Origin of the sequence: Deinococcus sp. Marseille-Q6407 (assembly GCF_946848805.1) — a bacterium.
Classification (GTDB): Bacteria; Deinococcota; Deinococci; order Deinococcales; family Deinococcaceae; genus Deinococcus.
In genome coordinates this window covers 369332-391931 of the sequence record NZ_CAMPFU010000004.1, presented here as the reverse complement: position 1 = coordinate 391931, position 22600 = coordinate 369332, and the positions used below count along the sequence as shown (strand labels likewise).

The window sequence follows — 22600 nt, the reverse complement described above, 5'->3', positions numbered from 1 at the left end:
CTGACCTGGACTGTGGAAAAGGTGCAGCGAAGCCTCCAGGCTTCGCCGTTGGTACAGCGTCTCTGGAATGTCCAGAATCCGCTGTGAGAGAATATGGGTGCGCTCCCCTGAAACCTGTTTGTACACATTTCCAGAATTTCAGCTCTGGGAGCGCTTTTTGTCTCCCTATACAGGTGCAAGTTCTGAGCACAACTTATGAGAACTGGTGGCCAAATCTGTAAAGGCCCTGATATGCAGAACAGGCCTCTTGGCCCGGCCAAGGAGACAGACTAAGGCATGATTTTCTCTGCTGGACCTGACTCCTCTTCTGATCTGGCCTTATGGGTTGGTATCGAGCCCACCGTCACCCGGGTGGGAGAGGAAGTCCTTGATCAACTGGTCCTGAGCGGATTTCATGAGCGTCTGAGCGATGTGGATCTGCTGGGAACATTAGGAGCTGAGCGGGTGCGCTTTCCACTTCTCTGGGAACGCACCGCGCCGCAGGGGCTGAAGGATGCGGACTGGCGCTGGGCCGACGCCCGGCTTGAACGGCTGGCCGAACAGGGCCCTGAACCCATTCTGGGCCTAGTCCACCACGGCGGTGGCCCACGGCACACCCACCTGTTGGATCCGGCCTTCACGACCGGGCTGGCCGAATATGCCCGTGCGGTGGCCGAGCGCTATCCACATGTCCGGGCCTATACTCCCGTCAATGAACCGCTGACCACGGCCCGTTTTTCCGGGCTGTATGGGCACTGGTATCCCCACGCCCACGATGACGGCAGTTTCTGGCGGGCGCTTATGCATCAGCTGCGCGCCACAGTACTGTCCATGCAGGCCATCCGTGAGGTGAACCCACAGGCGCAGCTGATCCAGACCGAAGATATGGGCCGCACCTTCAGCACTCCCGCACTGCGCGAGCAGGCCGACTTTGAAAACGAGCGGCGCTGGCTGAGCATAGATTTACTCATGGGCCGGGTTACGCCTGAGCATCCGCTCTGGGGCTATTTGCGAAGCTGCGGCGCTTCCGAAGCCGAGTTGGACTGGTTTTGCGAGCATCCCTGCCCGCCAGACATCCTGGGCCTGAACACTTACGTGACCAGCGAACGCTTCTTGGATGAGCACCTGGACCGCTATCCGGCCCATTTCCTGGGAGGCAATATCAACCGGTCTTATGCGGACGTGGAGAGCGTGCGCGTCCGCGGGGCGCAACCTGGGCTGGGAGCAGACCGGCTGCGTGAGGCTCATGCCCGCTACGGACTGCCGCTGGCTATTACCGAGGCACACCTGGACTGCACCCGCGAGGAGCAGTTGCGCTGGCTGCTGGAGAGCTGGCGGGGCGCGCAGCAGGTGCGGCGTGAAGGCGTGGATGTCCGCGCCGTGACCGCCTGGGCGGCTTTCGGGGCTTATGAATGGAACAGCCTGCTGACCCGCCGCGAAGGGCACTACGAGAACGGCTTATGGGACGTGCGCGCCCCCGAACCGCGCCCTACCGCTCTGGCAGGGTTGGCCCGCAAGCTGGCGGCGGGAAAGGCAGCAGCCCCCTCACATCCGGTGCTGGCCGGGCCTGGCTGGTGGCACCGCCGCGAGCGGCTGCTGTATCCACCGTTCGGAGATGTGGAGGCCGAGCCGGTGGCAGGGCCTCCCCTGCTCATCACCGGAGAGACCGGCACGCTGGGGCAGGCCTTTCGGCGTGCCTGCGAAGACCGTGGGCTGCCTTATGTCCTCTGTAACCGTCAGCAGCTTGATATCACTGACCAAGACTCGATTGAAGCGGCACTTAAGCGCTGGCAGCCCTGGGCGGTGATCAATGCAGCCGGTTATGTCCGGGTTGATGATGCCGAGAATGATCCGCGCTGTGAGCGTGAGAACCTCCTGGGCCCGAAGCTTCTCGCCGAGGCCTGCGCGGCGCATGGTCTCGGCCTGCTTACCTTTTCCTCGGACCTGGTGTTTGGCGGCGACAAGTCGGTGCCTTATCTGGAGAGTGACCAGCCAGCTCCACTGAATGCTTACGGTCGCAGCAAGCGCGACGCTGAGGCTGCGGTCCTGGCAGCATTGCCTGGGGCGTTGGTGGTGCGTACCAGCGCATTTTTTGGCCCCTGGGACCAGTACAATTTCGCAGAATTCGTGCGCCGCGAACTGAAAGCCGGGCGGCGCGTGACCGTGGCCAATGACCAGACCGTCTCACCGACCTATGTGCCGGACCTGACCCGGGTTACCCTGGATCTCTTGATAGACGGTGAGTCGGGTCTATGGCACCTCGCAAATGTGGGAGCCACAACCTGGGCTGGCTGGGCCCGGCAAGTGGCCAGCCTGGAAGGCCTGGATCCAGAGTTGATTGACGCTGTGCCCACCGCTCAACTCGACCTGCCGGCAGCGCGGCCCCACTACAGCGTCCTGGGCAGCGAACGGGCCTGGCTGATGCCTGACTTTGAAGATGCGCTGCAACGCTGGAGCATGGCTACGCGGGATAGGTAAAACACCGTCCATAGCTCCAGGCAGACCCTAGGCAGAGACCGGGCCGATCTTCAGAAGAACAATGAGTCAATCTGCTTTATAAGTCGTGATCTGGGAATATTCTTAGAGATGTGCTGAGGCGTCCAGGACAGTGTTTCTGGACGCTGAAGTTTCCCAAAACGTTTCCTTCGGAGCAGGACTAGAGCCCGAACTTTTCAAGTCCAGCAATCAAGCGCTCTACTTCGTCCATTGAATTGTAGTGAGCCATTGAAACTCGGACGACGCCTTCAGAGAGGTCCAGCCCTAAAGCCTCCAGTAAGCGGTAGGCATAGAAATGCCCGTAGCGTACCGCCACCTGCTGACTGTCAAGGAAGGCAGGAAGAACAGAAGAACTCAGAACTTGCACCTGAATAGGCGGACAAAAAGCGCTCCCAGAGCTGAAATTCTGGAGGTGTGAATCAACCGGTTTCAGGGGAGCGCGTCCGTATTTTCGCACAGCAGGTTCTGGATATTCCAGAGACGCTGTACCAACGGCGAAGCCTGGAGGCTTCGCTGCACCTTTTCCACAGTCCAGGTCAGAAGACCAAGTTCAGCCAGGCTGAGGGAGTCAGCCCCAGTGCACTCAGCCGTTTCTTCAACATCTACGACTGGGATTCAGACCGCTGCTGGGAAGAGATGCAGGACTTCCAGTGGCGCATCCTGCTGGATACAGCTCGTCACAAACGCAGACCTCGTCTGCGGCTCAGCGTGGATCTGACCACGGTGGAAAAGGTGGGGACTCAGCTGCCCTATGTCAGTGTCTACAACGGCAGGCACGGCATCCATCTGGTGGTCCTGTTCGCCGAGTATGGGGAACTGAAGTTCCCCATTTCTTACCGGGTCTACCAGGGCAAGCACACCAGCACCCCGGTCACACTGGCCCTCGACTTGCTGGAAGAGGTGCCAGACTTCGTGGGGAAACGCTTTCAGGTCTGCGTACTGGCGGACAGCGGATTCGAATCTGCTGTCTTTCTGGAAGGTGTGCAGCGTCTAGGTTTCGAGTTCGTGGTGGGTGTGCGGAGCAACCGACGCACGGATCATCCTGGGCGGGTGACAGTGGCGGATTGTCCGCACGGAGGGTATGTCAACCTCGCCAACTGGCCTCTGGAAACGCTGTCTCTGGGGAGAATAGACCGTGGGGACCGTGAATTCTTCGCGGTGTCATCCGAGCTGCTGGAGGGGAAGGACATCCTTGCTGAAGGAAAACGGCGCTGGGCGCTGGAATCCTTTTTTAAGGAGGGAAAGCATCAGTTTGGGTTGGCGCAGTTCGCGCTGCGAACTGCCAGGGGTCTGGACCGCTGGATTTTGATGGTCTTCCTGGCCTTCACCCTGACCATGCTGTACCGCTCTGAGGACATGACCCTGAAGGAAGCTGCACGCTTGGCTCTCTACGCCTTGTTCCCCGAAGTCAGGCTGAACCACCTGCTGAGCCAAATTCAAAAAGAGCAAGAATTCCTCCACCAGCACGGCTATTCGCTCAGCTATGCAAGGTGCAAGTTATGAGCTATACCCAGCAGCGCAAGCAGTTTGGCAAGCGCATCGGGGAATTCCAGCTGATTCAAAACCACCTGGTGCTGATGCTGGCCGATGTGACCGCTATGTTGGGCATGGTGACCCGCCTCTCGCACATGGCCGACGAGGGGGCCACATGATCGATGCCCACGCCTCGCTGGCCAAGGTCCACCCCGCCGCCCGCTGCCGCGAAGTGGTGGCCCGTGCCCGCGAGGTCTTTGGGGGGAACGGCATTCTGCTGGAACACGGGGTCGCCAAGCACTTTGCCGACACCGAGGCCATATACTCCTACGAGGGCACCAACGAAATCAATACCCTGGTGGTGGGCCGCGCCATCACTGGCCTGAGTGCTTTCGTCTGAGCCAAGCGCGAAATAAAAAAGAGCAGGTAAGGAGAGATCGTTTTCTCCTTGCCTGTTTTCTTTTGGGCTGCTGCCCGGCACGTGCCCGCCGGCTCAGTTGCCCCCGCCGGCCTCCTCGGCCAGGGCCCGGATGCCGCCAGTCACGAAAGTGTCCAGGGTGGCGGCCAGGGCGCCAGCGTCGAAAGGCTCCTCGGTCAGCTGGGCGTACGCCGAGCTGCTCAGCAGGTGAAGCAGGAGGAAAACCAGCCGCTGCGCCGCCGGCCCGCTGCGTTGCGCCCGGGGCAGTTCGGCCAGCTGCAGGCGGCTTTCCAGCGCCTGAAAAAAAGCCCGGCGTTTTTGCCGGAAGAGCGGCCCCCCACCGGAATTCAGCAGCATCAGCAGGTCGCGTTCTTCCAGCAGCACCATGAAAAGGTGGTCGAAAGCGGTGGCGGTGTCCTCGGCGCTGTGCAGGTAGGGGTGTAGCCGCCCCGGCAGGCCCTCCAGCCGCGCTTCCAGCAGGGCGTCCAGCATTTCCTCGGTGGAGGCAAAATAGGTGTAGATGGTGGGCCGCGAAATCCGCAGCTCCTCGGCCAGGTCTGCCATGCCCACGCTCTCGAAGCCACGCTGAATAAACAGTTCGGCGGCCGTCTCCAGAATCTGTGCGCGGCGGTCTTCGGCGCTCAGGCGCCGGGGCAGCCTGCGGGCGCGGTCGGGTCGGCGTGAGGGTACAGGCGGGCACATAAGAAGCAGTGTAACATCCACTTAACAAGATGTCACTTGACAAAGTGTCAATGCACTGCAATACTTCCAAATCATACGCCCCGCTCAGGGCTGGAGTGCGCTGATCGCGCCCCTGCCTGGGAGCAGGCGCAGTAAGCTTAGAAATACACCGGCCGGGCTCCCTTCCTCCCGCAAAGAGCGAAGGGCCTTTTTCCCCCCGGCGCCTCCCCCTGAAATTTCAGTCAACGCACCTGGTGCGCTTTAAGGAGACCGCAATGCCCCTGCAGGATTTCGCCAAAGATTTCCGCCGCTTGACCCCCTCGGAACGGTCAATGTGGCGCTGGCCCATGATGTGGCTGAGTGCCGCCGCCATTTTGGTGGTGCCGGCGCTGTATGCCAGCATCAACCTGGCCAGCGCCCTGGACCCTTACGGCAACCTCGAAGCTCTGCCGGTCGGGATCGTGAACCTGGACAAGGGAACGGTCCGCGACAACAAGATTGTCAACCTGGGCAGTGAGGTCATGAACGACTTCCGCAAAGACCCGCCCTTTGACCTGACCATCTACAACTCCGAGCAGGCTGCCCGCGACGCCGTCAAGCGCGGCGACATCTATTTCGCGCTAACCATCCCGGCCGACTTCAGCAGCAAGGCCGTGTCGGGCGACAGCTCGCAGCATGGCCTGCTGAAATTCTATGTGGCCGAAGGCGCCAACTATTTCGCCAGCCGCGTGGCCGATTCGTTCTCGGCGCGGCTGAGCAGCGAACTGAACAAATCGCTGAACGAAACCCGCTGGGACGTGGTGCAGGCGTCGTTGGAAGATGTCCAGAACGGCTTTAAGGACATCAAGGACGCCACTGGCAAGCTGGCCGGCGGGTCGCGTGAACTCCGCGACGGCGCTGAGCGTCTGGACAACGGGGCCGGCGACCTGAAAAACGGCCTGGCCACCGCTTCCGACGGCAGCCGGCGCCTGGCGAACGGCGCCGGGCAGGTCTCCGACGGGGTGCAGGCCCTGACCGGCGGCACCGCCCGGCTGAAGCAGGGTGTGGGCCAGCTGAACGACGCCATTCCTACCGCTAAAACCCTGCAGCCGCTGCGTGACGGTGCCTCGTCGCTCAGCCAGGGCAACGCCCAGCTGGCTTCGGGTCTGGGCCAGCTGACGAACGGTGCGGGGCAACTGGCGGCCGGCACTGGCCGGTTGAAGCAAGGTGCCGATCAGGTGGCGGCCGGGAACACCCAGCTGGCCCAGCAGTTGCCGCAGCTCCAGAGCGGTCTGGGTCAACTGACGAACGGTGCCGGGCAGCTGGCGGCCGGCAGCGGCCGTTTGAAACAGGGGGCGGATCAGGTGGCAGCTGGGAATACTCAGCTGGCCCAGCAATTGCCACAGCTCGAAAGCGGTTTGGGTCAGCTGACGAACGGCGCAGGGCAACTGGTGGCCGGCAGTGGCCAACTGAAACAGGGCGCCGATCAGGTAGCGGCCGGCAATACTCAGCTGGCCCAGCAATTGCCCCAGCTGCAAAGTGGTCTGGGTGACCTGTCGAACGGGGCCGATCAGCTGGCCGCCGGCACGGGCCGCCTGAAAGAAGGCGCCGACCAGCTGGCTGCGGGCAACGCTCAACTGGCCCAGCAGTTGCCACAGCTGCAAAGCGGCCTGGGTGACCTGGCCGACGGCGCCAGTCAGCTGGCCGCCGGCACGGGCCGCCTGAAAGAAGGCGCCGACCAGCTGGCTGCGGGCAACGCTCAACTGGCCCAGCAGTTGCCACAGCTGCAAAGCGGCCTGGGTGACCTGGCCGACGGCGCCAGTCAGCTGGCGACCGGCAGCGGCCGTCTGAAGCAGGGCGCGGATCAGGTGGCGGCCGGGAACACCCAGCTGGCCCAGCAATTGCCGCAGCTGGCCGGCGGTGTGGATCAGGTGACTGGCGGCGTGGACCGCCTCAACACTGGCGCCGCTGAACTGGCGACGGGCCTGACCAAACTGAATGAAGGGGTACGCAACCAGCCGTTGCTGCCCGGACAGCTGAAGTCGGGTGTGGCGCAGCTGAACCAGGGGTCGCAGGAACTGCACAGTGGCACCAACGATCTGCTGCAGGCCCTGCCCCGCCTCCAGCAGGGCGCTGGGGCCGCCGTGACGGGTGCGACCCGCCTGGCCGAAGGCGCCAGCCAGCTTTCGACCGGCGCGGGCGACCTGAACGCCGGCGCGACCCGCCTGGCCGAAGGTGCCCGGACTGCCCAGCAGGGTGCCGGGGCCGCCGTGGCCGGCGCGACCCGTCTGGCCGAAGGTGCCAGCCAGCTCTCCACAGGGGTCAATGATCTGAATGCCGGGGCCGGCCGCCTGGCCGAAGGCGCCCGGACTGCCCAGCAGGGTGCCGGGGCCGCCGTGGCCGGCGCGACCCGCCTGGCTGAAGGCGCCAGCCAGCTTTCGACTGGCGCGGGCGACCTGAACGCTGGCGCGACTCGCCTGGCACAGGGCGCCCGGACCGTGCAGCAGGGTGCCGGGGCCGCCGTGGCCGGCGCGACCCGTCTGGCCGAAGGTGCCAGCCAGCTTTCCACGGGCGCAGGTGAACTGAATGCCGGTGCAGGTCGGCTGAACGAAGGATTGCAGTCCGCTCAGAAGGGCGCCGGCTCAGCGGTAGCGGGGGCGACCCGCCTGGCGGAAGGTGCAAGCCAGCTCTCCAGCGGCGCAGGCGAACTGAACACTGGCGCGGTCCGTCTGGCCGAAGGTGCCCAGACGGCGCAGCAAGGCGCAGGCCGTGCGGTGGCCGGTGCTCAGCAGCTGGCTGGTGGGGCCACTCAACTCTCCAGCGGCGCGAACGATGTCAATACCGGCGCGGCCACCCTGGCAGCCCGCACCAACGAGGCTGCCAGTGGTGCGGCCCGGCTGGCGAACGGTGCCGGGCAGCTGCAAGGCGGCGTCAACAACCTGGCCGACGGCGTGCTGCGCATCGGCGAAGGGGTGGGCACCATCAACAGCCAGCTGCCGGCCCAGGCTGATCTAGATAAGCTGAGCGGCGGCGCTTCCGAACTGGCCAGCCGCAGCGGTGACCTGAGCGAGGGCCTGGGTAAGCTGGACAGCGGCGCCGGTGACCTCAAGGGCGGCACTTCCGACCTGCTGAGTGGCGCAGGCCGGCTGAACAACGGCCTGCACGAACTGCACGACAAGGTGCCTTCCGAATTCGAGGAACTGGGCGGCGACCCGGCCGGCCTCAGCCGCAGCGTGCTGTCCGACACCGAAAAATTTGCGGCAGTGGACAACAACGGCACCGGCTTTGCGCCCTACTTCATGTCACTCAGCCTCTGGGTGGGTGCGGTGCTGACCACCTTCGTCTTTCCGTTCCAGCAGCTGCCCTACAGCGGCCGCACCACCAGTCAGGCCGCCCGCGTGGCCCGCAAGTTCGCCGTGCCGGCCCTGCTGGTGGTGTTGCAGGCCGTAATCACGGTGTTTGGGGTTCAGGCGCTGGGCGTGCATTATCTGCACACCGGCCAGGTGCTGGCGGCGTCGGTGCTGGCCAGCCTGACCTTCTTCACCCTGATTCTGGCGCTGATTCTGATGTTTGGCTCGGTGGGCCGCTTTATCGCGCTGGTGCTGCTGATCCTGCAGCTGGCCTCGTCCGGCGGCAGTTACCCGGTCGAACTCTCGCCCACTGTCTTCCAGAACATTCATAACTGGGTGCCGGTCACCCAGGCTGTGGGGGCCCTGCGGCACGCCATCGCCGGCGCTTACCAGGGGCAGTATCTCAAGTTCATGCTGTATCTGGCGGCAATGCTGGTGGTCAGTATCCTGCTGGCCCTGTTTGCCCGCCGCCGCTGGGAACTGGTGGACGACATCGACTTCCGGCCGCTGATCGTTTCGCCGCTGTCGACCGGTCACGTGCATGAGGACGATATCGGGCGCCGGGTGCGCCAGATTCGCACCGCCCGAGCCGAGCGCGAAACCATCAGGAATGCTCAGGAAGCCCGGGAGGCGCGGGAAGCTCAGGAACTCGAAGACATCCAAAAAGAGCAGGAAAGCCGACCTAGAGACGGCCAAGGAGAGTAAACAGCGCCCGTTGGACCAGGGCCGCCGACCGCGGTCCCTGGCCGCGCGGCGGACCGCTGGCCACCAGCAAGGCGGCAACCCCTCCGCTGGCCGGGCAAAAGGCCAGTCCCGCTCTGGCCCGCCGGGCCACCCCGTCATGCCACCACACGCCCCCGGACACCAGCCAGCCGGCCGAAATCGGTGGCACCGGGTGGCAGTGCTGCCGGCGGGGGATACCCGGTCGCCTGCAACCCCAGCGGCCCGGTCACCTCACGGCGCAGCAGTTCGGGAAAAGGCGCGCCCCCGGCCTGGGCCAGCGCCAATGCCAGCACCCCGGCGCCCAGGTTGGAATACACGAAGCGGCCCGGCCGCCCGGCGGCTGCCCAGCGCCGCGCCGAGGCCAGCACTGCTGCGCTGCTTAGACCATAAGGCGCGTAAGGGTCCAGCAGAGCAGTCAAGCCGGTGCGCAGGGGATGCGGAGGCAGCCCGGCCGTATGGGTGGCCAGGGCATATGGGGTAATGGACGGCGGAAACCCTCTGAAGTCACCTCCCAGCTGGGCCAGCGGAGCCAGTGGATCAAGTCGGCCCTGCGCGGCCAGCCGGCCCAGCAGCGCGGCCGTGAACGGTTTTCGCGCGGCGCGGCGGGGTCTAGATTGCCCACACTGCCGGTAAATTGCTGTCCGCCTTGCTGCACCCCCAGCACCAGGCCACGCCACGCCAGGGGCCGGAGAGACCGCTCCAGCGTCTCAGGCGATGTTCCGGTCAGATCGGCTGCTTGCCGGGCCAGCTGTTGCAGGGGAGAAGGGCGCCACATGCTGCTCAGTCTAGGCGGGTGTGCGCTGACCGTGTCCGCCAGCCCATTACCCCAGTGTTATCCTTGTGTGCTGGTTTTTTGCCGCTGTCAGCAGTGTTGGAAACTCCCACCAGAAGAAACAGCAGAAGGAGACTTTAGAGAAAAAATGAGCGCATTGATGGCACTTTCAGGCACCCTCTTTAACATGCTGGCGGTGCTTCTGGGCGCGGTGGCAGGCTTGCTGTTCGGCCAGCGGCTGCCCGAGCAGGTGCAGCGCACCCTCCTCCAGGCGCTTTCGCTGGTCACGCTGTTTCTGGGCATGGACATGGCCTGGTCCCTGCGTGATATCGCGTTTGGGCCGGTGCCGGGCATGGTGGTGGGTCTGGTCGCCATGACGCTGGGTGCGGTAAGCGGCGAGCTGCTGGGCATCGAGAACGCACTGGGCCGCATCGGTGACCGGGTGCAGCGCCGGCTGCGGGGCGGGGGCCGCTTTACCGAGGGCTTTGTGGCCGCTACCCTGCTGTTTTGCGTGGGCCCCATGACCATCATCGGCGGGCTGCAAAATGGCCTGACCGGTGACCCCACCACCTACCTGCTCAAATCCGGGCTGGATATCGTGGCGGCTACCGCGCTGGCCGGTGTGTACGGCAGCGGTGTGCTGGCCAGCGCCCTCAGCGTGCTGGTGGTGCAGGGCGGCATTGCCCTGGGGGCCTTCGCTCTGGCCAGCAGCGCTCTGAGTACCCTGGACCCGGCCTCTTTGCGCGGCAATCCGGTCATGCTGGCCCTGTCCGGCACCGGCGGGCTGATGCTGCTGGGCATCGGCTGGAATCTGATGCTGAGCGCTTTGGAGTCCGGGGGCAGCCGGGTGCGGGTGGGCAGTTTCCTGCCGGCGCTGCTGCTGGGCTCGCTGCTGGCCTGGGGCCTGGGCCGAATCTGGTCTTGAGGCTTATGGCCGTGTCCTGGACCCGGGCCGCTCAGTCGGTGCCGCTCATCCCGGCAGCGGCCAGTTCCTGCGTGGCCGCAGGTGGTAGCCCGATCTTCCAGTGCTGGTGGACATATTCCGCCAGGGCATAGCCCAGCTTGAGTTGCCCGGCGCCCGACAGGTGGACGCCATCGGCCGACAGGTCGGCGCCGAACGGCTCGGGGCTGGTTTCGTCCTGCGCGGGGTGGATGTCCAGCCGGTCCATCAGCGGCTGCACGTCCAGCACGTCGTCACCGAACTCGGTGGCCAGGCGGCGAATAGACGCGTTATAGGCGGCCACCGTTTCCTGAATCTGGGCACTCTCGGCCGGGGTAAGCGCGGCGGGTGACCCACAGTCCAGTGGCTGATTCAGCAGAAAAGCACTCAGCGGCAGCCGGTTCTCGCTGCCCTGGCAACTGGGGCCGGCCACGCCTTTCTCGAACAGCACCCGGCCGGGGCTTATCAGGGGCAGCCGGGTCACGTCCGGCACCGTCAGCAGCAGGGTGCGGGCGCCGGCGGGCCTCAGGGCTTCCAGAACCCGGCGGTACTGCCGCTCGAAGTCGGCCGGCGGCGTAACCTCGGCCGGGTCGCCGCTGGTGACGCCGATCATGGCGTCGTTCGAGCCGATCCAGAGCGTCAGGTAATCGGGCCTGGATTTCAGTGCCGCTTCGACCTGGGTCTGCCGTGGGCCCAGAATCAGGCCATACATTCGCCGGGTCAGTTCGTCACTGCTTTCGCCGCCCCGTTTGAGGTACAGGTCCTGCACCCGGGCGCCCGGCACCGCAAAATTGGAACCGCGCAGGTCGCCGGCAACCCGCACACACGATGCTGAGCGCAGCCCCCCACCCAGCGGCAGCGGGCAGCCCTGCTGGGTGGCTGGAATCCCGAACGGAATATCGGTCAGCCGCGCGAGCACGGCTGGGTAGGCGGCGTACTGGCCCGGTGCCGTCAGCCCGGCCGCCTGCATGCCCGCGGTGAGCGAGTCTCCCAGGGCCACATAAGCCATCCGCGGCGCCGGCCGGCTGGCCCGGGGCTGCACCGGCACGGCCGGGAGCTGCGCCGCCAAAATCCGGGCGCCCGGATCGGCCGCCAGCGCCGGGTCGAAGCCGCCGGACGGCTGAGGAGCAAGCGCTGGAGCTGCCCCAGGCCCACGGTCTGCCGGCGTGGCCGGGGTCTCTGCTCCGGTCGCTGTGGCAGATGCTGTCGCTGCAGCCGGCTGGCTGGTCTCCGGCTCGCTGTGGCTGTTCTGGGCCACGCAGGCTGCCGGCAATGTTCCGGCCAGCAGCAGAGCTCCCAGCAGAGGCAGACGGGTAAGCAAAAGACGGGGCATGGCCGCAGCATAAGCGTCTGAGCCGGCAAAAAAATGGCCCGGGCATGAGAACTGCCGCGGACCAGAATGGAGTTTGACGCCTGCTTACTTCTGCCGGGCTCTGGCCAGCGCCCAGAGGCCCACCCCGGCGCAGGCCGCCGCCAGGGGCCGCAGACCACGGGTTCCGCCGGTGATCAGCCCCAGGGCCAGGGCGCCGGCGCTCAGCAGGCGGCTGGACTTGACTCGCTCGTGAGAAATCTCGGCGGTGTCTAGGTCGTTGCGGGCTTCCACGTTCTCGATCCGGACAAAAGCCGGCGCCGTGGCCAGAGCCGCTGCTGCAGCCAGCCGGCTGGGGCCGCTGTCCCGCTCGCTGGCTTCCAGCCAGGCCGGCAGCAAGGCCGCCGCCAGCGCCGCCACGCCGCCCCAGGGATCGGCCGGGCCCAGGTCGTCCTCGCGGGGATGGCCCAGCAGCAGCGAAGCGCCCGGCACCAGCGCCGCCGCTTTCTGCCCGGTCAGGCCCGCGCACAGGGCGCCGGCGGCCAGCAGCGCCTGTTCGGGGCGGGTGGGCGCCACACCCACGGTGGCGCTCAGCACCCGCAGGCTGCTCAGAACCACGAATGCGGCGGCCAGTTCTTCCAGGGCGCTCAGGTCATCGGCCGGTTCATCGGCCAGGAGGCCCAGCAGCAGTTCGGTCGCCTGCGCCAGCGTGGCGCTGCCGGCATGGTCGGGGTCCAGCTCACGGGCGGTGGCCCAGGCGGCAAAGGAGCCCAGGCCGGTGCGCAGGCTGCCCGCCCACGACTGTCCCCGCAGCCGGCCTAGCAGCACCCCGGCCGCGATGCCTCCAGCGGCCAGCCGGTTGGAGGGAAAGGACGGATCCAGGGTCCGGGACAGAGAGAGGGCCGGACGGCCGTTTGCAGCAGTGTTCATGTCTCTAGACTCTAACGCCGCCGCCGGCCGGTGAGCGCCCGCGCTAAGGTGCCCTTCAGACCCGGATGAGAGCCGGCCCCGGGCGGCGCAGCGGGGAATTTGCGTCCGTGTGTTTAAATGGAACGGTTTTGCCGCCTGGTCCGGCCTGCTCCCGCTGTGCAGCGTGAATTTTTACCTGGTGATCACGGGCCGGCCCCATTCCTGAGTCGTTTCCGTTCCTTCTGTTTTCTTGCCCTGGACAACACCGCGCCGGGGCAAGTGCCCGAGAGGCTTTTTCTGTCATGACACAACCCGTTTCTTCCCAGCCGGCCGCCGAGCAGGTGCCGGCGGCCGCGCCCCCGCCGCGTCTGGGCCTGCCGGCCCTGACCGCTCTGGTGGTGGGCTCCATGATCGGCGGCGGCATCTTCGCGCTGCCCAAGAATGTGGCTGCCCAGGCCGCCCCGGGCCCGATGCTGATCGGCTGGGCCATTACCGCCGTGGGCATGCTGGCGCTGGCACTGGTCTTTCAGATGCTGGCCAACCGCCGCCCCGAGCTGAACACCGGCGTGTACGCCTATGCCAAGGCCGGCTTTGGCAATTTCCTGGGCTTTTCTTCCGCCTGGGGCTACTGGATTTCGGCTTTTATCGGCACCGTCAGTTATTTCGTGCTGATAGGCAGCACCCTGGGGCAGTTCATTCCCGCGTTCGGGGAGGGCAATACGCCGCTGTCCATCGCCTGCGCCTCGGCGCTGCTCTGGGCGGTGCATCTGCTGGTGTCACGCGGCATCCGGCAGGCGGCCAGCCTCAACCTGCTGACCACGGTTGCCAAGGTGGTGCCGCTGATTCTGTTCGTGATCCTGGGTGCGCTGGCGTTCCGCTTCCCGGTCTTTACCGCCGACTTCTGGGGCCACGCCAGCCCGGCGCTGGGCAGCCCGCTGGAGCAGGTCAAGCAGATGATGATGGTCACCGTCTGGGTTTTTATCGGCATCGAGGGAGCCAGCACCTACTCCTCGCGGGCCGCCCGGCGCAGCGACATTGGCAAAGGAACTGTGCTGGGTTTTGCCCTGACCCTGGCACTCTTGGTCAGCGTCAATGTCATCAGTATGGGCATCATGAGCCAGCCACAGTTGGCTGGGCTGCAGAACCCCGGCATGGCCTACGTGCTGGAAGCGGCCGTGGGCCCCTGGGGGGCCTGGCTGATTCGCGGCGGCCTGCTGATTTCCCTGCTGGGGGCCATGCTGGCCTGGACACTGCTCTGCACCGAGATTCTGTACGCCGCCGCCCGTGACCGGGAGATGCCGCGCTTTCTGACCCGTGAAAATGCCCGTGGCGTGCCATCCAGCGCCCTGCTGGCGACCAACCTGATGGTGCAGCTGTTCTTGCTGCTGGTTCTGTTCAACGATTCCACCTACGAAACCATGCTGTACCTTGCCAGCGCCACTATCTTGCTGCCATATCTGTTCTCGGCGCTGTACGGTCTGCAGGTGGCTGCCAAGGGAGCCGGCTATCGCAGCGGCGCAGAGCGGAACCGCGACCTGCTGATCACCGCCGTGGCCTCGATTTACGCGGTCTGGTTGCTGTACGCCGCCGGCCCGCAGTACCTGCTGCTCAGTTCGCTGCTGTACGCTCCCGGCGCCCTGCTGTATATCAAGGCCCGCCGTGAGCAGCACCTGCCGGTCTTCAAGCCCTGGGAACTGCTGGTACTGGCGCTGCTGGTGCTGGCCGCCCTCTACGCCGCTTATGGGCTGAAGCAGGGTTTCCTGACCCTCTGACCGCCTGTGGCTGGCACCCCACATCAAAAAGCAGGAGGCCCCGCCCGGAGCCTCCTGCTTTTCTTGCTTGCTCTGGACTGCGGCTCAGGGCGAACTCCAGTACTTGCCCCGGCGTACCCGGCGCTTGCCCGGCTTGCTTTCCCGCTGTGCCAGGCAGGCCCCGACCAGAATCAGGGCGCCGCCCAGCAGCTGCCCGGCCGAGAGCCGCTCGCCCAGCAGCAGCAGCGCGAAGGTGATGGCCCACAGGGGATCGGTGGTGGTCAGCATGGACGCCCGGGTGGCCCCAATGCGGGCCACGGCGCCGTACAGCGTGGGCATGGCGATCAGCGAGGGAATCAGCGCCAGCCCGATCACCGGCAGCCACTGTGACCAGCCGAGCGGCACGCCCAGGTCGCCCTGCACGCCGCCCACCGCAGCGGCCACCACAGCGGTGACCAGACTGACCACGGCGGTCACGGTCAGCGGCTTGATGCCCCGGTTCAGGCGGTGGCTGGCGAAAAAGTAACCGCCGTACAGCAGCCCCGCCAGTCCGCCCATCATCAGGCCGGCAGCGTTGGCGTCGGCCGGGCCGGGAATCCCGACCACCACTGCCAGCCCCAGCAGCGTCACCGTCAGGGCCGCCACCTGCCAGCGCGAAGGCCGGACGTGGGCCAGCAGCCCCAGCAGAATCACCACCGCAGGCGAGCAGTACACCAGCAGCGCGGAGGTGCTGGCAGTGATGTGTTCCAGCGCCGTGAAATAGGCCAGGGTGGACCCCACATGCAGCAGCCCGATAAAGAGGAGCGGCAGCACCTGCTTGCGGCTGATCCGGGCATAACCCAGGCTGATCAGCAGCAGGGCCAGCAGCCCGAAACGCCAGCTCAGCATGGTGGAGGTGCTCAGGCCCGCCGCTGCGCCCAGCTTGGCCCAGGTGCCGACGGTGCCCGAGGCCATGGCTGAAAAGAGCGCCAGGCCCACGCCCACCCATTCGGCGGGCAGGCTCTGGAGGCGCGGAGGCAGGGAAGAGCGCTGAAGCATGCCTGACAATTTACAGAGTGTCAGTAAAGCCTGTCTTGAACGAAAGGTCCGCTGCTCCTGCGGCTTTTGGCATACTGCGGGCTGTGCCTGCTGCCGCGTTCCGCTCCTTTCATCTGCCCAGCCCACAGCTCTTGACCGCTCTGCTCACACCGGCCCTCGGCTCGCCGCTAGAAGCCCTGATGGACACCCAGCCGGACCTGGCTTTTTATGTCAAGGACACGGCTGGCCGCTACGTGATGGTCAACGAGGTGCTGCGGCACCGCAGCGGCTGTGCCATGAAAAGTGACCTGCTGGGCCGCACCGCCGCCGAGGCCTTTACCGGCGAGGTGGGCGAGCGCACCCAGCGGCAGGACGAACAGACCCTGCAACTGGGCCAGGAACTGCACGATGTGCTGGAGTTCTACCTGACCGCTCAGGGCTCACCGATCTGGTGCCTGACCGACAAGATTCCCCTGATGGGCCCTGATGGGGCGGTGGTGGGGCTGGTGGGCCTGTCGCGCGACCTGCCGCAGGCCAGTCGCCATCCCGAATTTCCCCGGGTGGCCTCGGCGCTGGCTTATATCCACGCCCACTTTGCCGAGGACCTGTTGCTGCGCGACGTGGCCGCGCACGTGGGCCTCTCGACCGATTCGCTGGAGCGGCTGTTCCGGCGGGTCACCCGCCTGACGCCCAAGCAGTTGCTGCTGCGGGTCCGCTTCGACCACGCGGTGCGGCTGCTGCGCCGCCCGGATATGACGGTGTCGCAGGTGGCGCACGCCTGCGGCTACAGCGACCACTCGGCCTTTACCCGCAAGTTTCGCCGCATGGCCGGCATCAGCCCGCAGGCTTACCGCCGGCGGCTGCGTGAGCTGGGGCTGCTGTGAGGCCCTGAGCCTCCGGCTGCTTTACCAGTCGGCCAGGTCGTCCTTGAGGTCGTCGGCGGCCAGCCGGGCGTAGCCCCGGCGGGTGGTGTCCACCGATTCGTGGCCCAGGTGCGCGGCCACCCGCCCAAAATCCTTGACCTGTTGCAGCAGCCGGGTGCCGGCATACTTACGTCCCGGGTGAAAGCCCCGGAACTCTACCCCGGCCGCCTGAAAGGCCCGTTCCAGGTGATAGCGCGCCGTCATCACCGAGCCGTAGCGAAAGACCCGCTCGGGCGGCGTGGTGCGCTTGCCGTCGGTATGTTCGGGGCCGCCGGGCCCATAGCTGAGGCGGTAGGCGCGGGCGGCCTGGGCCAGACTCTGGCTCATGGCGACCATCCGGGCCTTGCGCCCCTTGCCCGACCGCACATGAATGCGCCGCGCCGCCTCGTCAATGTCGTCCCATTCCAGGCTCAGCGCCTCGCTGATGCGCAGGCCCGCGTGCGCCGTCACGAACAGCAGAAACTGGCTGTGGGTGTCGGCCTGTTCCAGCACGTCGGCCAGCTCGTCTTCGGTATAGGGCGGGCGCTTGATGATGCCTGGAGTGCGGTCCTTGGGGACCCGCACGTCGCGGAACGGGTCTACCTCGGTGGCTCCCGACCAGCGCAGCGCCCGGTACAGGCAGCCGGCCGCCGCCACTTTCAGCTGCACGCCGGCCGGCTTGCGCCCCTGCGACAGCATCCAGTTCACATAGCCCTGCGCCGTGTGCCGCCCCGGTTTTAGCAGGCTGACTGCGTTGTCGCGGGCGTATTCCACGAACTGCCGGGTGCCCAGCTGGTAGGCCTCGACCGTGCGCGGGCTGGTCAGCACGCCGCTGCTGCCGCCATGGGCCAGATAGGCGGTGGTCAGGCTGACCAGCTCGGTGACGTCCTTGTCGCCGGCGGCCCGCGCGGCGCGGCGCTTCAGCTCATCGTCGTGCAGGTTGGTCCATTCCCGCGTGCTGGACAGCAAATCTCCCTGGTAGTGCTCAAGAGTGCGGGCCGATGTCATGGCAAGCATGATAGCTTAGGACGTTCCCGGAACCCCTCAGATCAGAGTGCAGGACGCTATATCTTGTACCACTCCCCCATAGGGGTGCTATTTCTTGTACTGCGGGCCTTGATTCGGCCCGGCGCCCCGGCTAGAATTTGGGCCATAAGAACCACAAGCCCATCCGGCCTGTCGGCTCTCGTTCCTTTGCCCTATCTGGGGCCAAGGAGTTGACCTCATGACCTGTTCCTGTAGCCGCTGAGCGTGTTTCTGACCGCTGCAGGGCTTCTGACATGGGTTCAAAAGGAGTCCTACTCGTGCAACTCATCTACGACACCCTGACCGGCAACACCCGCCGGTTCACCCTCAAGGTTGCGGACTGCACCGGCCTGGAAGCTGTGGCGCTGGCCGAAGCCGACCCGCGTGGGCCGTATCTGCTGCTCACCTATACCTTTGGCAGCGGCGTGCTACCGGACAGCACGGCGGCGTTTTTGCGGCGGCACAGTCCCTGGCTGCGCGGAGTGGTCAGCAGCGGCTCGTTTCACTGGGGCGAGAACTTTGGCCGGGCCGGTGACGTGATTGCCGGGCAGTACGGGGTGCCGTTCGTGGCGCGGGTCAACAAATCGGGCAGCGCCGCCGACGTGCAGGCCGTGGCTGCCTGGCTGAGCCGGCAGGAGGCCGACGCGGCCGACTAAGGCGGGGGAGAGGAGAGAGCATCTTCGCCGCTGCCCTGCTTGGCCCCGCCCCATCACAGGCGGAACGACTCTTCCGTCACCTTTTTTGCACTCTATGCCGCTCAGAGGAGGCACAGACACCATGGAACGCTGGATTGAACTCAACAACAAGGTGCTCTCGGGCACCGAAATCAACACCACCTACGACACCGACGCCCTGCAGGTCTACTTTCAGGAGAAGGTCAACCCCAACACCGTCTTTTTCCACGACCTGAAGGAAAAAATCCGTTACATGGTCGAGAACGGCTTTTGGGACCCGGCCCTGTTCGAGCGCTACAGCTACGACGAGGTGCAGCAGGTGTTCAACTGCGCCTACGGCTACAAGTTCCGCTTCCGGTCGTTCATGGGCGCCTACAAGTTTTATTCCGAGTATGCCACCATGACCCCTGACCGCTCACGCTGGCTGGAGCGTTATGAAGACCGCATGAGCATCACCGCGCTGGCCCGCAGCAGCACCGTCGAAGAAGCGCTGGAGCTGGTGCATCATCTGGTGAACCAGACCTTCACGCCGGCCACCCCTACCCTGATGAACTCCGGCAAGGCCAATACCGGCCGACTGGTCAGCTGCTTTTTGCTGCAGGACTGCACCGACAACCTCAACTCCATCACCAAGACGCTCAGCTTCGTGGCCGAGCTGAGCAAGGGTGGCGGCGGCATCGGGGTGGAGGTCAGCAACCTGCGGGCACGCGGCGAGTCGCTGCGCGGTATCCAGAACGTGACCAAGGGCGTGATGGGTGTGGCCAAGATGCTGGACAACATGCTGCGTTACGCCGATCAGGCCGGGCAGCGCCCCGGCGCCGGGGCCATCTATCTCAGCGTGATGCACGCCGATTTCATGGACGTGCTCAGCTCCAAGAAAATCGCCTCCGACGAGGATTCGCGCCTCAAGACCCTCAGCGTCGGCGCCACCATCCCCGACATCTTCATGCAGAAGGTGCGTTCCGGCGAAGACATCTACCAGTTCTACCCGCACTCGGTCGAGCAGGAAACCGGCCGCGAGTTCACCTCGATTGACTGGAGCAGCGAGTATCAGGCGCTGGCCGACAACCCCCGCATCCGCAAAAAGCGCATCAGCGCTCGTCGCGTACTGGAAGACATCGCCATCACCCAGGGCGAGAGCGGCTACCCTTACCTGCTGTTTGAAGGCAACGCCAACCGCGCTAACCCGATTCCCAACGTGGGCACCATCAAGATGAGCAACCTCTGCTCGGAAATCCTGCAGCCCACCCTGCCCAGCTATTTTCACTCCTACGGCGAGGAACACAAGGACCAGGTTGGCCTGGACGTGAGCTGCAACCTGTCCAGCCTGGTAATTGAACAGACCATGCAGAGCGGTGACCTGGGCCGGGTGGTGGGCGCCGCTGTCCGGATGCTGGATGATGTGGCCCGTTCCACCTCCGTGACCGAGGTGCCGGCCGTGAAGCGGGCCAACGACGAGATGCGCTCTATCGGCCTGGGCGCCATGGGGCTGCATTCCTTTCTGGCCAAGAACGAGCTGATTTACGGCTCCGAGGAAGCGCTGGAATTCGTGGACGTGTTCTTCGCGGCTGTGCATTACCACGCCCGCCGGGCCAGCATGGAAATTGCCCGCGACACCGGCTTCGTCTTCGGTGGCTTCGAGGGCAGCCGCTACGCTGACGGCTCCTACTTCGAGCAGTATCTGGCCAAGGACTTTGCCCCCAAGACTGCCGAGGTGGCGGCGCTGTTTGAAGGCCACACCCTGCCCACCCGCGAGGACTGGGCGCAGCTGGTCAGCGACATCCAGCGATACGGCCTGGCCCACTCCTTCGTGATGGCGGTCGCCCCCACCGGTTCCATCTCGTACGTGTCGCACGCTTCGGCCAGCATCATGCCGATCACCGAGAAAGTCGAAACGCGCACCTCCAACAAGGCCCGTACCATCTACCCGATGCCGCACCTGAACGTGGACACCGAGTGGTACTACGAAGAAGCCTACGACATGGACATGAAACGTGTGCTGGACACGGTCGCCACTGCCCAGCGCCATGTGGACCAGGGCATCAGCTGCACCCTGTTCGTGCCCGGTTCCTCCAGCACCCGCGACCTGCAGCGCTATTACATCCAGGCTTACCTGGGCGGCGTCAAGACCCTGTACTACACCCGGATGCGCAAGACCACCATTGAGGAGTGCCTGACCTGCGCCGTCTGAGCCAGGACCAGCTCTTTAGCCGCTGCACCTTCCTCTGAACCTCTCTTTTTCCTGTGCCCAAGGAGTCCCCTCATGCACCCCCACCCTGATCCTTTCTCCGCCACCAACTGGTCCGAGCCGGAAGACAGTTTTTCCACCACCTTTTACGAGAAGTACACCTCGCAGCTGTGGTTCCCGGAAGAAATCCCACTCAGTAACGACGCCATCGTCTGGAAGTCGCTCAGTGAGGCCGAGCGCTGGACCTATATCCACGCTTCGGCGGGCCTGAACGCGCTCGACACTCTGCAGGGCGAAGTCGGTATGCCGGCGCTGCGGCACCTGGTCCAGGGCCATGTGCGCAAGGCCACGCTGCAGTTTCAGGGGATGATGGAAGACATTCACGCCAAGTCCTACTCGCTGATGAACAAGACCTTCCTGACCACCTCCGAGGAACGCGAGGTCTTCGAGTGGGTCCGCACCCAGCCGCAGCTGCAGCATAAGATCTCGGTCATCATGGGCATCTACGGCGACCCGGACGTCTCGAACCTGGGCCTGTGGAAAAAGATGGTGGTGTCGTGCATGCTCGAAACGGCGCTGTTTTATTCTGGTTTCTTTTATCCGCTCTATCTGGCGGGGCGGGGCCGGATGGTGTCGGCCGGCGAGATTTTCAACCTGATCATCATGGATGAGGCGGTCCACGGCGTGTATGTGGCGTTGCTGGCGCAGGAAAAGTTCGCCGAGATGAACGAGGCCGAGCAGGCTTACGCCCTGGCCTGGTATGAGGACACGCTGATGAGCCTGTACCGCAACGAGCTGGCTTACACCGAGTATCTCTATGCCGACGTAGGACTGGTAGACGAAGTCAAAAAGTTTATCCGCTACAACTTTAACGTGCTGGCCGACAATCTGGGTCTGGAGCGCACTTTCGACGACGAGGAAATCAATCCGGTCGTGCAAAACGGCATCAAGGCCAAAGGCACCACCCACGACTTTTTCAGTGCCAAGGGCAACTCCTACGCCAAGATCAGTGTGGAAGCCCTGACCGAAGATGACTTCGACGAACTCTGGCCGGCCGAACGTAAAACGGCGTCTCGCCAGGCCCCGCACCGCCCTACCCCTGCCGTTTCCGCCCCCCTGGAGGCCCTTGCTCATGACTGAAACCGCCACCGCTACCCGCTTTATTTTGCTGACTCAGGACCACTGCCCCAACTGCGAACGCCTGCGCCTGATGCTGGATAAACCTCTAAAAGGCCAGTTCAACGACCAGATTGATGTCGTTCACCGAGAGCAGAACACTGCCGAGTTTGAGGCGCTGACCACTGAATACGGCGTACAGAGCACCCCGGCGCTGATTGACCGCGAGCGCGGCGCCATCCTGCGCAACACCGGTGGCCTGGGCGAAGTCAAGAACTTTCTGTCGTCCTGAACTGAACGCGAATATTGAAGAAGAGGCCTATAGGCCTCTTCTTCCAGCAGTTTTTTAATATGCGAATAAAAAACAAAAGGTTTCTTCCCTACCATTTCCTCAACCCCACCTTAAAACCTCCCCACACCCAACCTGTTACTCTGCCCCGGATGTCGCGCTTACTTTCAGCCCTCATCCTCACCCTTATTCCCTGGAATACCGCATGAGCGGCGGCCTGGCTGCCCTGCTGGACGACGTGGCAGCCATTGCCAAGGTCGCTGCTGCCTTGGTGGACGATATCGGCGCCGCCGCAGGCCGAGCCAGCGCCAAAACGGTCGGCGTGGTGGTGGACGACGCTGCCGTGACCCCGCGTTATGTGACCGGCTTCTCGCCGGCCCGTGAGCTGCCGATCATCTGGAAGATCGCCAAGGGCTCGCTGCGCAACAAACTGATCATCATTCTGCCGGTAGTGCTGCTGCTCAGCCAGCTGCTGCCCACCGCCATCACCTACATCCTGATGCTGGGCGGGCTCTATCTGTGCTTCGAGGGTGCCGAGAAAGTGTACGACTCAGAACTTGCACCTGTATAGGGAGACAAAAAGCGCTCCCAGAGCTGAAATTCTGGAA

At 64.8% G+C, this 22600-nt stretch carries 17 protein-coding genes and 2 pseudogenes; 12 read left to right on the top strand and 7 right to left on the bottom strand.

Features of this window, described 5'->3' with window-relative positions:
- The first annotated feature begins 276 nt into the window (after positions 1-276).
- Positions 277-2457, top strand: a complete 2181-nt coding sequence (locus OCI36_RS11570) for a family 1 glycosylhydrolase (RefSeq protein WP_261665223.1) — start codon at positions 277-279, stop codon at positions 2455-2457.
- A gap of 178 nt (positions 2458-2635) precedes the next feature.
- On the opposite strand, the gene OCI36_RS11565 is transcribed toward OCI36_RS11570, so the two are convergent.
- Entirely contained in the window at positions 2636-2842 is a 207-nt protein-coding gene (locus OCI36_RS11565; protein ID WP_261665222.1) for an aminotransferase class V-fold PLP-dependent enzyme, read from the bottom strand.
- 47 nt (positions 2843-2889) lie between these two features.
- Here OCI36_RS11565 and OCI36_RS11560 point away from each other — a divergent pair, with 47 nt between their 5' ends.
- Both OCI36_RS11560 and OCI36_RS11555 read left to right on the top strand, forming a co-directional pair.
- Positions 2890-3978 carry a transposase gene (locus OCI36_RS11560; RefSeq protein WP_261665221.1) on the top strand — a complete coding sequence of 363 codons (1089 nt, stop codon included), beginning with the start codon at positions 2890-2892 and terminating at the stop codon, positions 3976-3978.
- Positions 3975-4348: pseudogene (locus OCI36_RS11555) on the top strand (acyl-CoA dehydrogenase family protein); the annotation flags it as partial. The gene OCI36_RS11560 and the pseudogene OCI36_RS11555, both read left to right, overlap by 4 nt.
- Positions 4349-4441: 93 nt before the next feature.
- Here OCI36_RS11555 and OCI36_RS11550 read toward each other — a convergent pair.
- Positions 4442-5068, bottom strand: coding sequence for a TetR/AcrR family transcriptional regulator (locus OCI36_RS11550; RefSeq protein ID WP_261665220.1), 627 nt, complete (start codon positions 5066-5068; stop codon positions 4442-4444).
- A gap of 254 nt (positions 5069-5322) precedes the next feature.
- On the opposite strand from OCI36_RS11550, the gene OCI36_RS11545 reads away from it, so the two are divergent.
- Complete coding sequence (locus OCI36_RS11545) at positions 5323-9081, top strand: YhgE/Pip domain-containing protein (RefSeq protein WP_261665219.1); 3759 nt, start codon at positions 5323-5325, stop codon at positions 9079-9081.
- Positions 9082-9215: 134 nt separating this feature from the next.
- On the opposite strand, the gene OCI36_RS11540 is transcribed toward OCI36_RS11545, so the two are convergent.
- Positions 9216-9776, bottom strand: coding sequence for a serine hydrolase (locus tag OCI36_RS11540; RefSeq protein ID WP_261665218.1), 561 nt, complete (start codon positions 9774-9776; stop codon positions 9216-9218).
- Positions 9777-10019: 243 nt separating this feature from the next.
- Between OCI36_RS11540 and OCI36_RS11535 the strand changes: the two genes are divergently transcribed.
- The gene (locus tag OCI36_RS11535) at positions 10020-10796 is read left to right on the top strand and encodes a DUF554 domain-containing protein (RefSeq protein WP_261665217.1); all 777 of its coding nucleotides are present in this window, start codon (positions 10020-10022) and stop codon (positions 10794-10796) included.
- Between the two features lie 31 nt (positions 10797-10827).
- Here OCI36_RS11535 and OCI36_RS11530 read toward each other — a convergent pair whose 3' ends face one another.
- On the bottom strand, positions 10828-12144 hold the full coding sequence (locus OCI36_RS11530) for an SGNH/GDSL hydrolase family protein (protein ID WP_261665216.1): 1317 nt from the start codon (positions 12142-12144) through the stop codon (positions 10828-10830).
- Between the two features lie 84 nt (positions 12145-12228).
- Complete coding sequence (locus tag OCI36_RS11525) at positions 12229-13050, bottom strand: hypothetical protein (protein WP_261665215.1); 822 nt, start codon at positions 13048-13050, stop codon at positions 12229-12231.
- Between the two features lie 281 nt (positions 13051-13331).
- Between OCI36_RS11525 and arcD the strand changes: the two genes are divergently transcribed.
- On the top strand, positions 13332-14801 hold the full coding sequence (gene arcD, locus OCI36_RS11520; RefSeq protein WP_261665214.1) for an arginine-ornithine antiporter: 1470 nt from the start codon (positions 13332-13334) through the stop codon (positions 14799-14801).
- A gap of 84 nt (positions 14802-14885) precedes the next feature.
- Here arcD and OCI36_RS11515 read toward each other — a convergent pair whose 3' ends face one another.
- Positions 14886-15818 carry a DMT family transporter gene (locus OCI36_RS11515; RefSeq protein ID WP_261665213.1) on the bottom strand — a complete coding sequence of 311 codons (933 nt, stop codon included), beginning with the start codon at positions 15816-15818 and terminating at the stop codon, positions 14886-14888.
- 83 nt (positions 15819-15901) lie between these two features.
- On the opposite strand from OCI36_RS11515, the gene OCI36_RS11510 reads away from it, so the two are divergent.
- Positions 15902-16681, top strand: coding sequence for an AraC family transcriptional regulator (locus tag OCI36_RS11510; protein ID WP_261665212.1), 780 nt, complete (start codon positions 15902-15904; stop codon positions 16679-16681).
- A gap of 21 nt (positions 16682-16702) precedes the next feature.
- On the opposite strand, the gene OCI36_RS11505 is transcribed toward OCI36_RS11510, so the two are convergent.
- A complete protein-coding gene (locus OCI36_RS11505) occupies positions 16703-17707 on the bottom strand; it encodes a tyrosine-type recombinase/integrase (protein WP_261665211.1) in 1005 nt (334 codons plus the stop codon).
- 296 nt (positions 17708-18003) lie between these two features.
- Between OCI36_RS11505 and OCI36_RS11500 the strand changes: the two genes are divergently transcribed.
- The 5 genes and pseudogenes from OCI36_RS11500 to OCI36_RS11480 form a co-directional block, all read left to right on the top strand.
- Complete coding sequence (locus OCI36_RS11500; RefSeq protein ID WP_261665210.1) at positions 18004-18381, top strand: class Ib ribonucleoside-diphosphate reductase assembly flavoprotein NrdI; 378 nt, start codon at positions 18004-18006, stop codon at positions 18379-18381.
- Positions 18382-18502: 121 nt separating this feature from the next.
- Complete coding sequence (gene nrdE / locus OCI36_RS11495; protein WP_261665209.1) at positions 18503-20590, top strand: class 1b ribonucleoside-diphosphate reductase subunit alpha; 2088 nt, start codon at positions 18503-18505, stop codon at positions 20588-20590.
- 72 nt (positions 20591-20662) lie between these two features.
- The gene (nrdF, locus tag OCI36_RS11490; protein ID WP_261665208.1) at positions 20663-21727 is read left to right on the top strand and encodes a class 1b ribonucleoside-diphosphate reductase subunit beta; all 1065 of its coding nucleotides are present in this window, start codon (positions 20663-20665) and stop codon (positions 21725-21727) included.
- Complete coding sequence (locus tag OCI36_RS11485) at positions 21720-21995, top strand: thioredoxin family protein (RefSeq protein WP_261665207.1); 276 nt, start codon at positions 21720-21722, stop codon at positions 21993-21995. The genes nrdF and OCI36_RS11485 overlap by 8 nt, the downstream gene beginning before the upstream one ends.
- 202 nt (positions 21996-22197) lie before the next feature.
- Positions 22198-22545, top strand: a pseudogene (locus OCI36_RS11480) (DUF808 family protein); the annotation flags it as partial.
- Positions 22546-22600: the final 55 nt, after the last annotated feature.

Coding starts and splice junctions, on each gene's coding strand:
- arcD (WP_261665214.1), top strand. CDS start 13,332: ATGACACAACCCGTTTCTTCCCAGCCGGCCGCCGAGCAGGTGCCGGCG.
- OCI36_RS11535 (WP_261665217.1), top strand. CDS start 10,020: ATGAGCGCATTGATGGCACTTTCAGGCACCCTCTTTAACATGCTGGCG.
- nrdE (WP_261665209.1), top strand. CDS start 18,503: ATGGAACGCTGGATTGAACTCAACAACAAGGTGCTCTCGGGCACCGAA.
- OCI36_RS11485 (WP_261665207.1), top strand. CDS start 21,720: ATGACTGAAACCGCCACCGCTACCCGCTTTATTTTGCTGACTCAGGAC.
- OCI36_RS11530 (WP_261665216.1), bottom strand. CDS start 12,144: ATGCCCCGTCTTTTGCTTACCCGTCTGCCTCTGCTGGGAGCTCTGCTG.
- OCI36_RS11505 (WP_261665211.1), bottom strand. CDS start 17,707: ATGACATCGGCCCGCACTCTTGAGCACTACCAGGGAGATTTGCTGTCC.
- OCI36_RS11570 (WP_261665223.1), top strand. CDS start 277: ATGATTTTCTCTGCTGGACCTGACTCCTCTTCTGATCTGGCCTTATGG.
- nrdF (WP_261665208.1), top strand. CDS start 20,663: ATGCACCCCCACCCTGATCCTTTCTCCGCCACCAACTGGTCCGAGCCG.
- OCI36_RS11550 (WP_261665220.1), bottom strand. CDS start 5,068: ATGTGCCCGCCTGTACCCTCACGCCGACCCGACCGCGCCCGCAGGCTG.
- OCI36_RS11525 (WP_261665215.1), bottom strand. CDS start 13,050: ATGAACACTGCTGCAAACGGCCGTCCGGCCCTCTCTCTGTCCCGGACC.
- OCI36_RS11515 (WP_261665213.1), bottom strand. CDS start 15,818: ATGCTTCAGCGCTCTTCCCTGCCTCCGCGCCTCCAGAGCCTGCCCGCC.
- OCI36_RS11545 (WP_261665219.1), top strand. CDS start 5,323: ATGCCCCTGCAGGATTTCGCCAAAGATTTCCGCCGCTTGACCCCCTCG.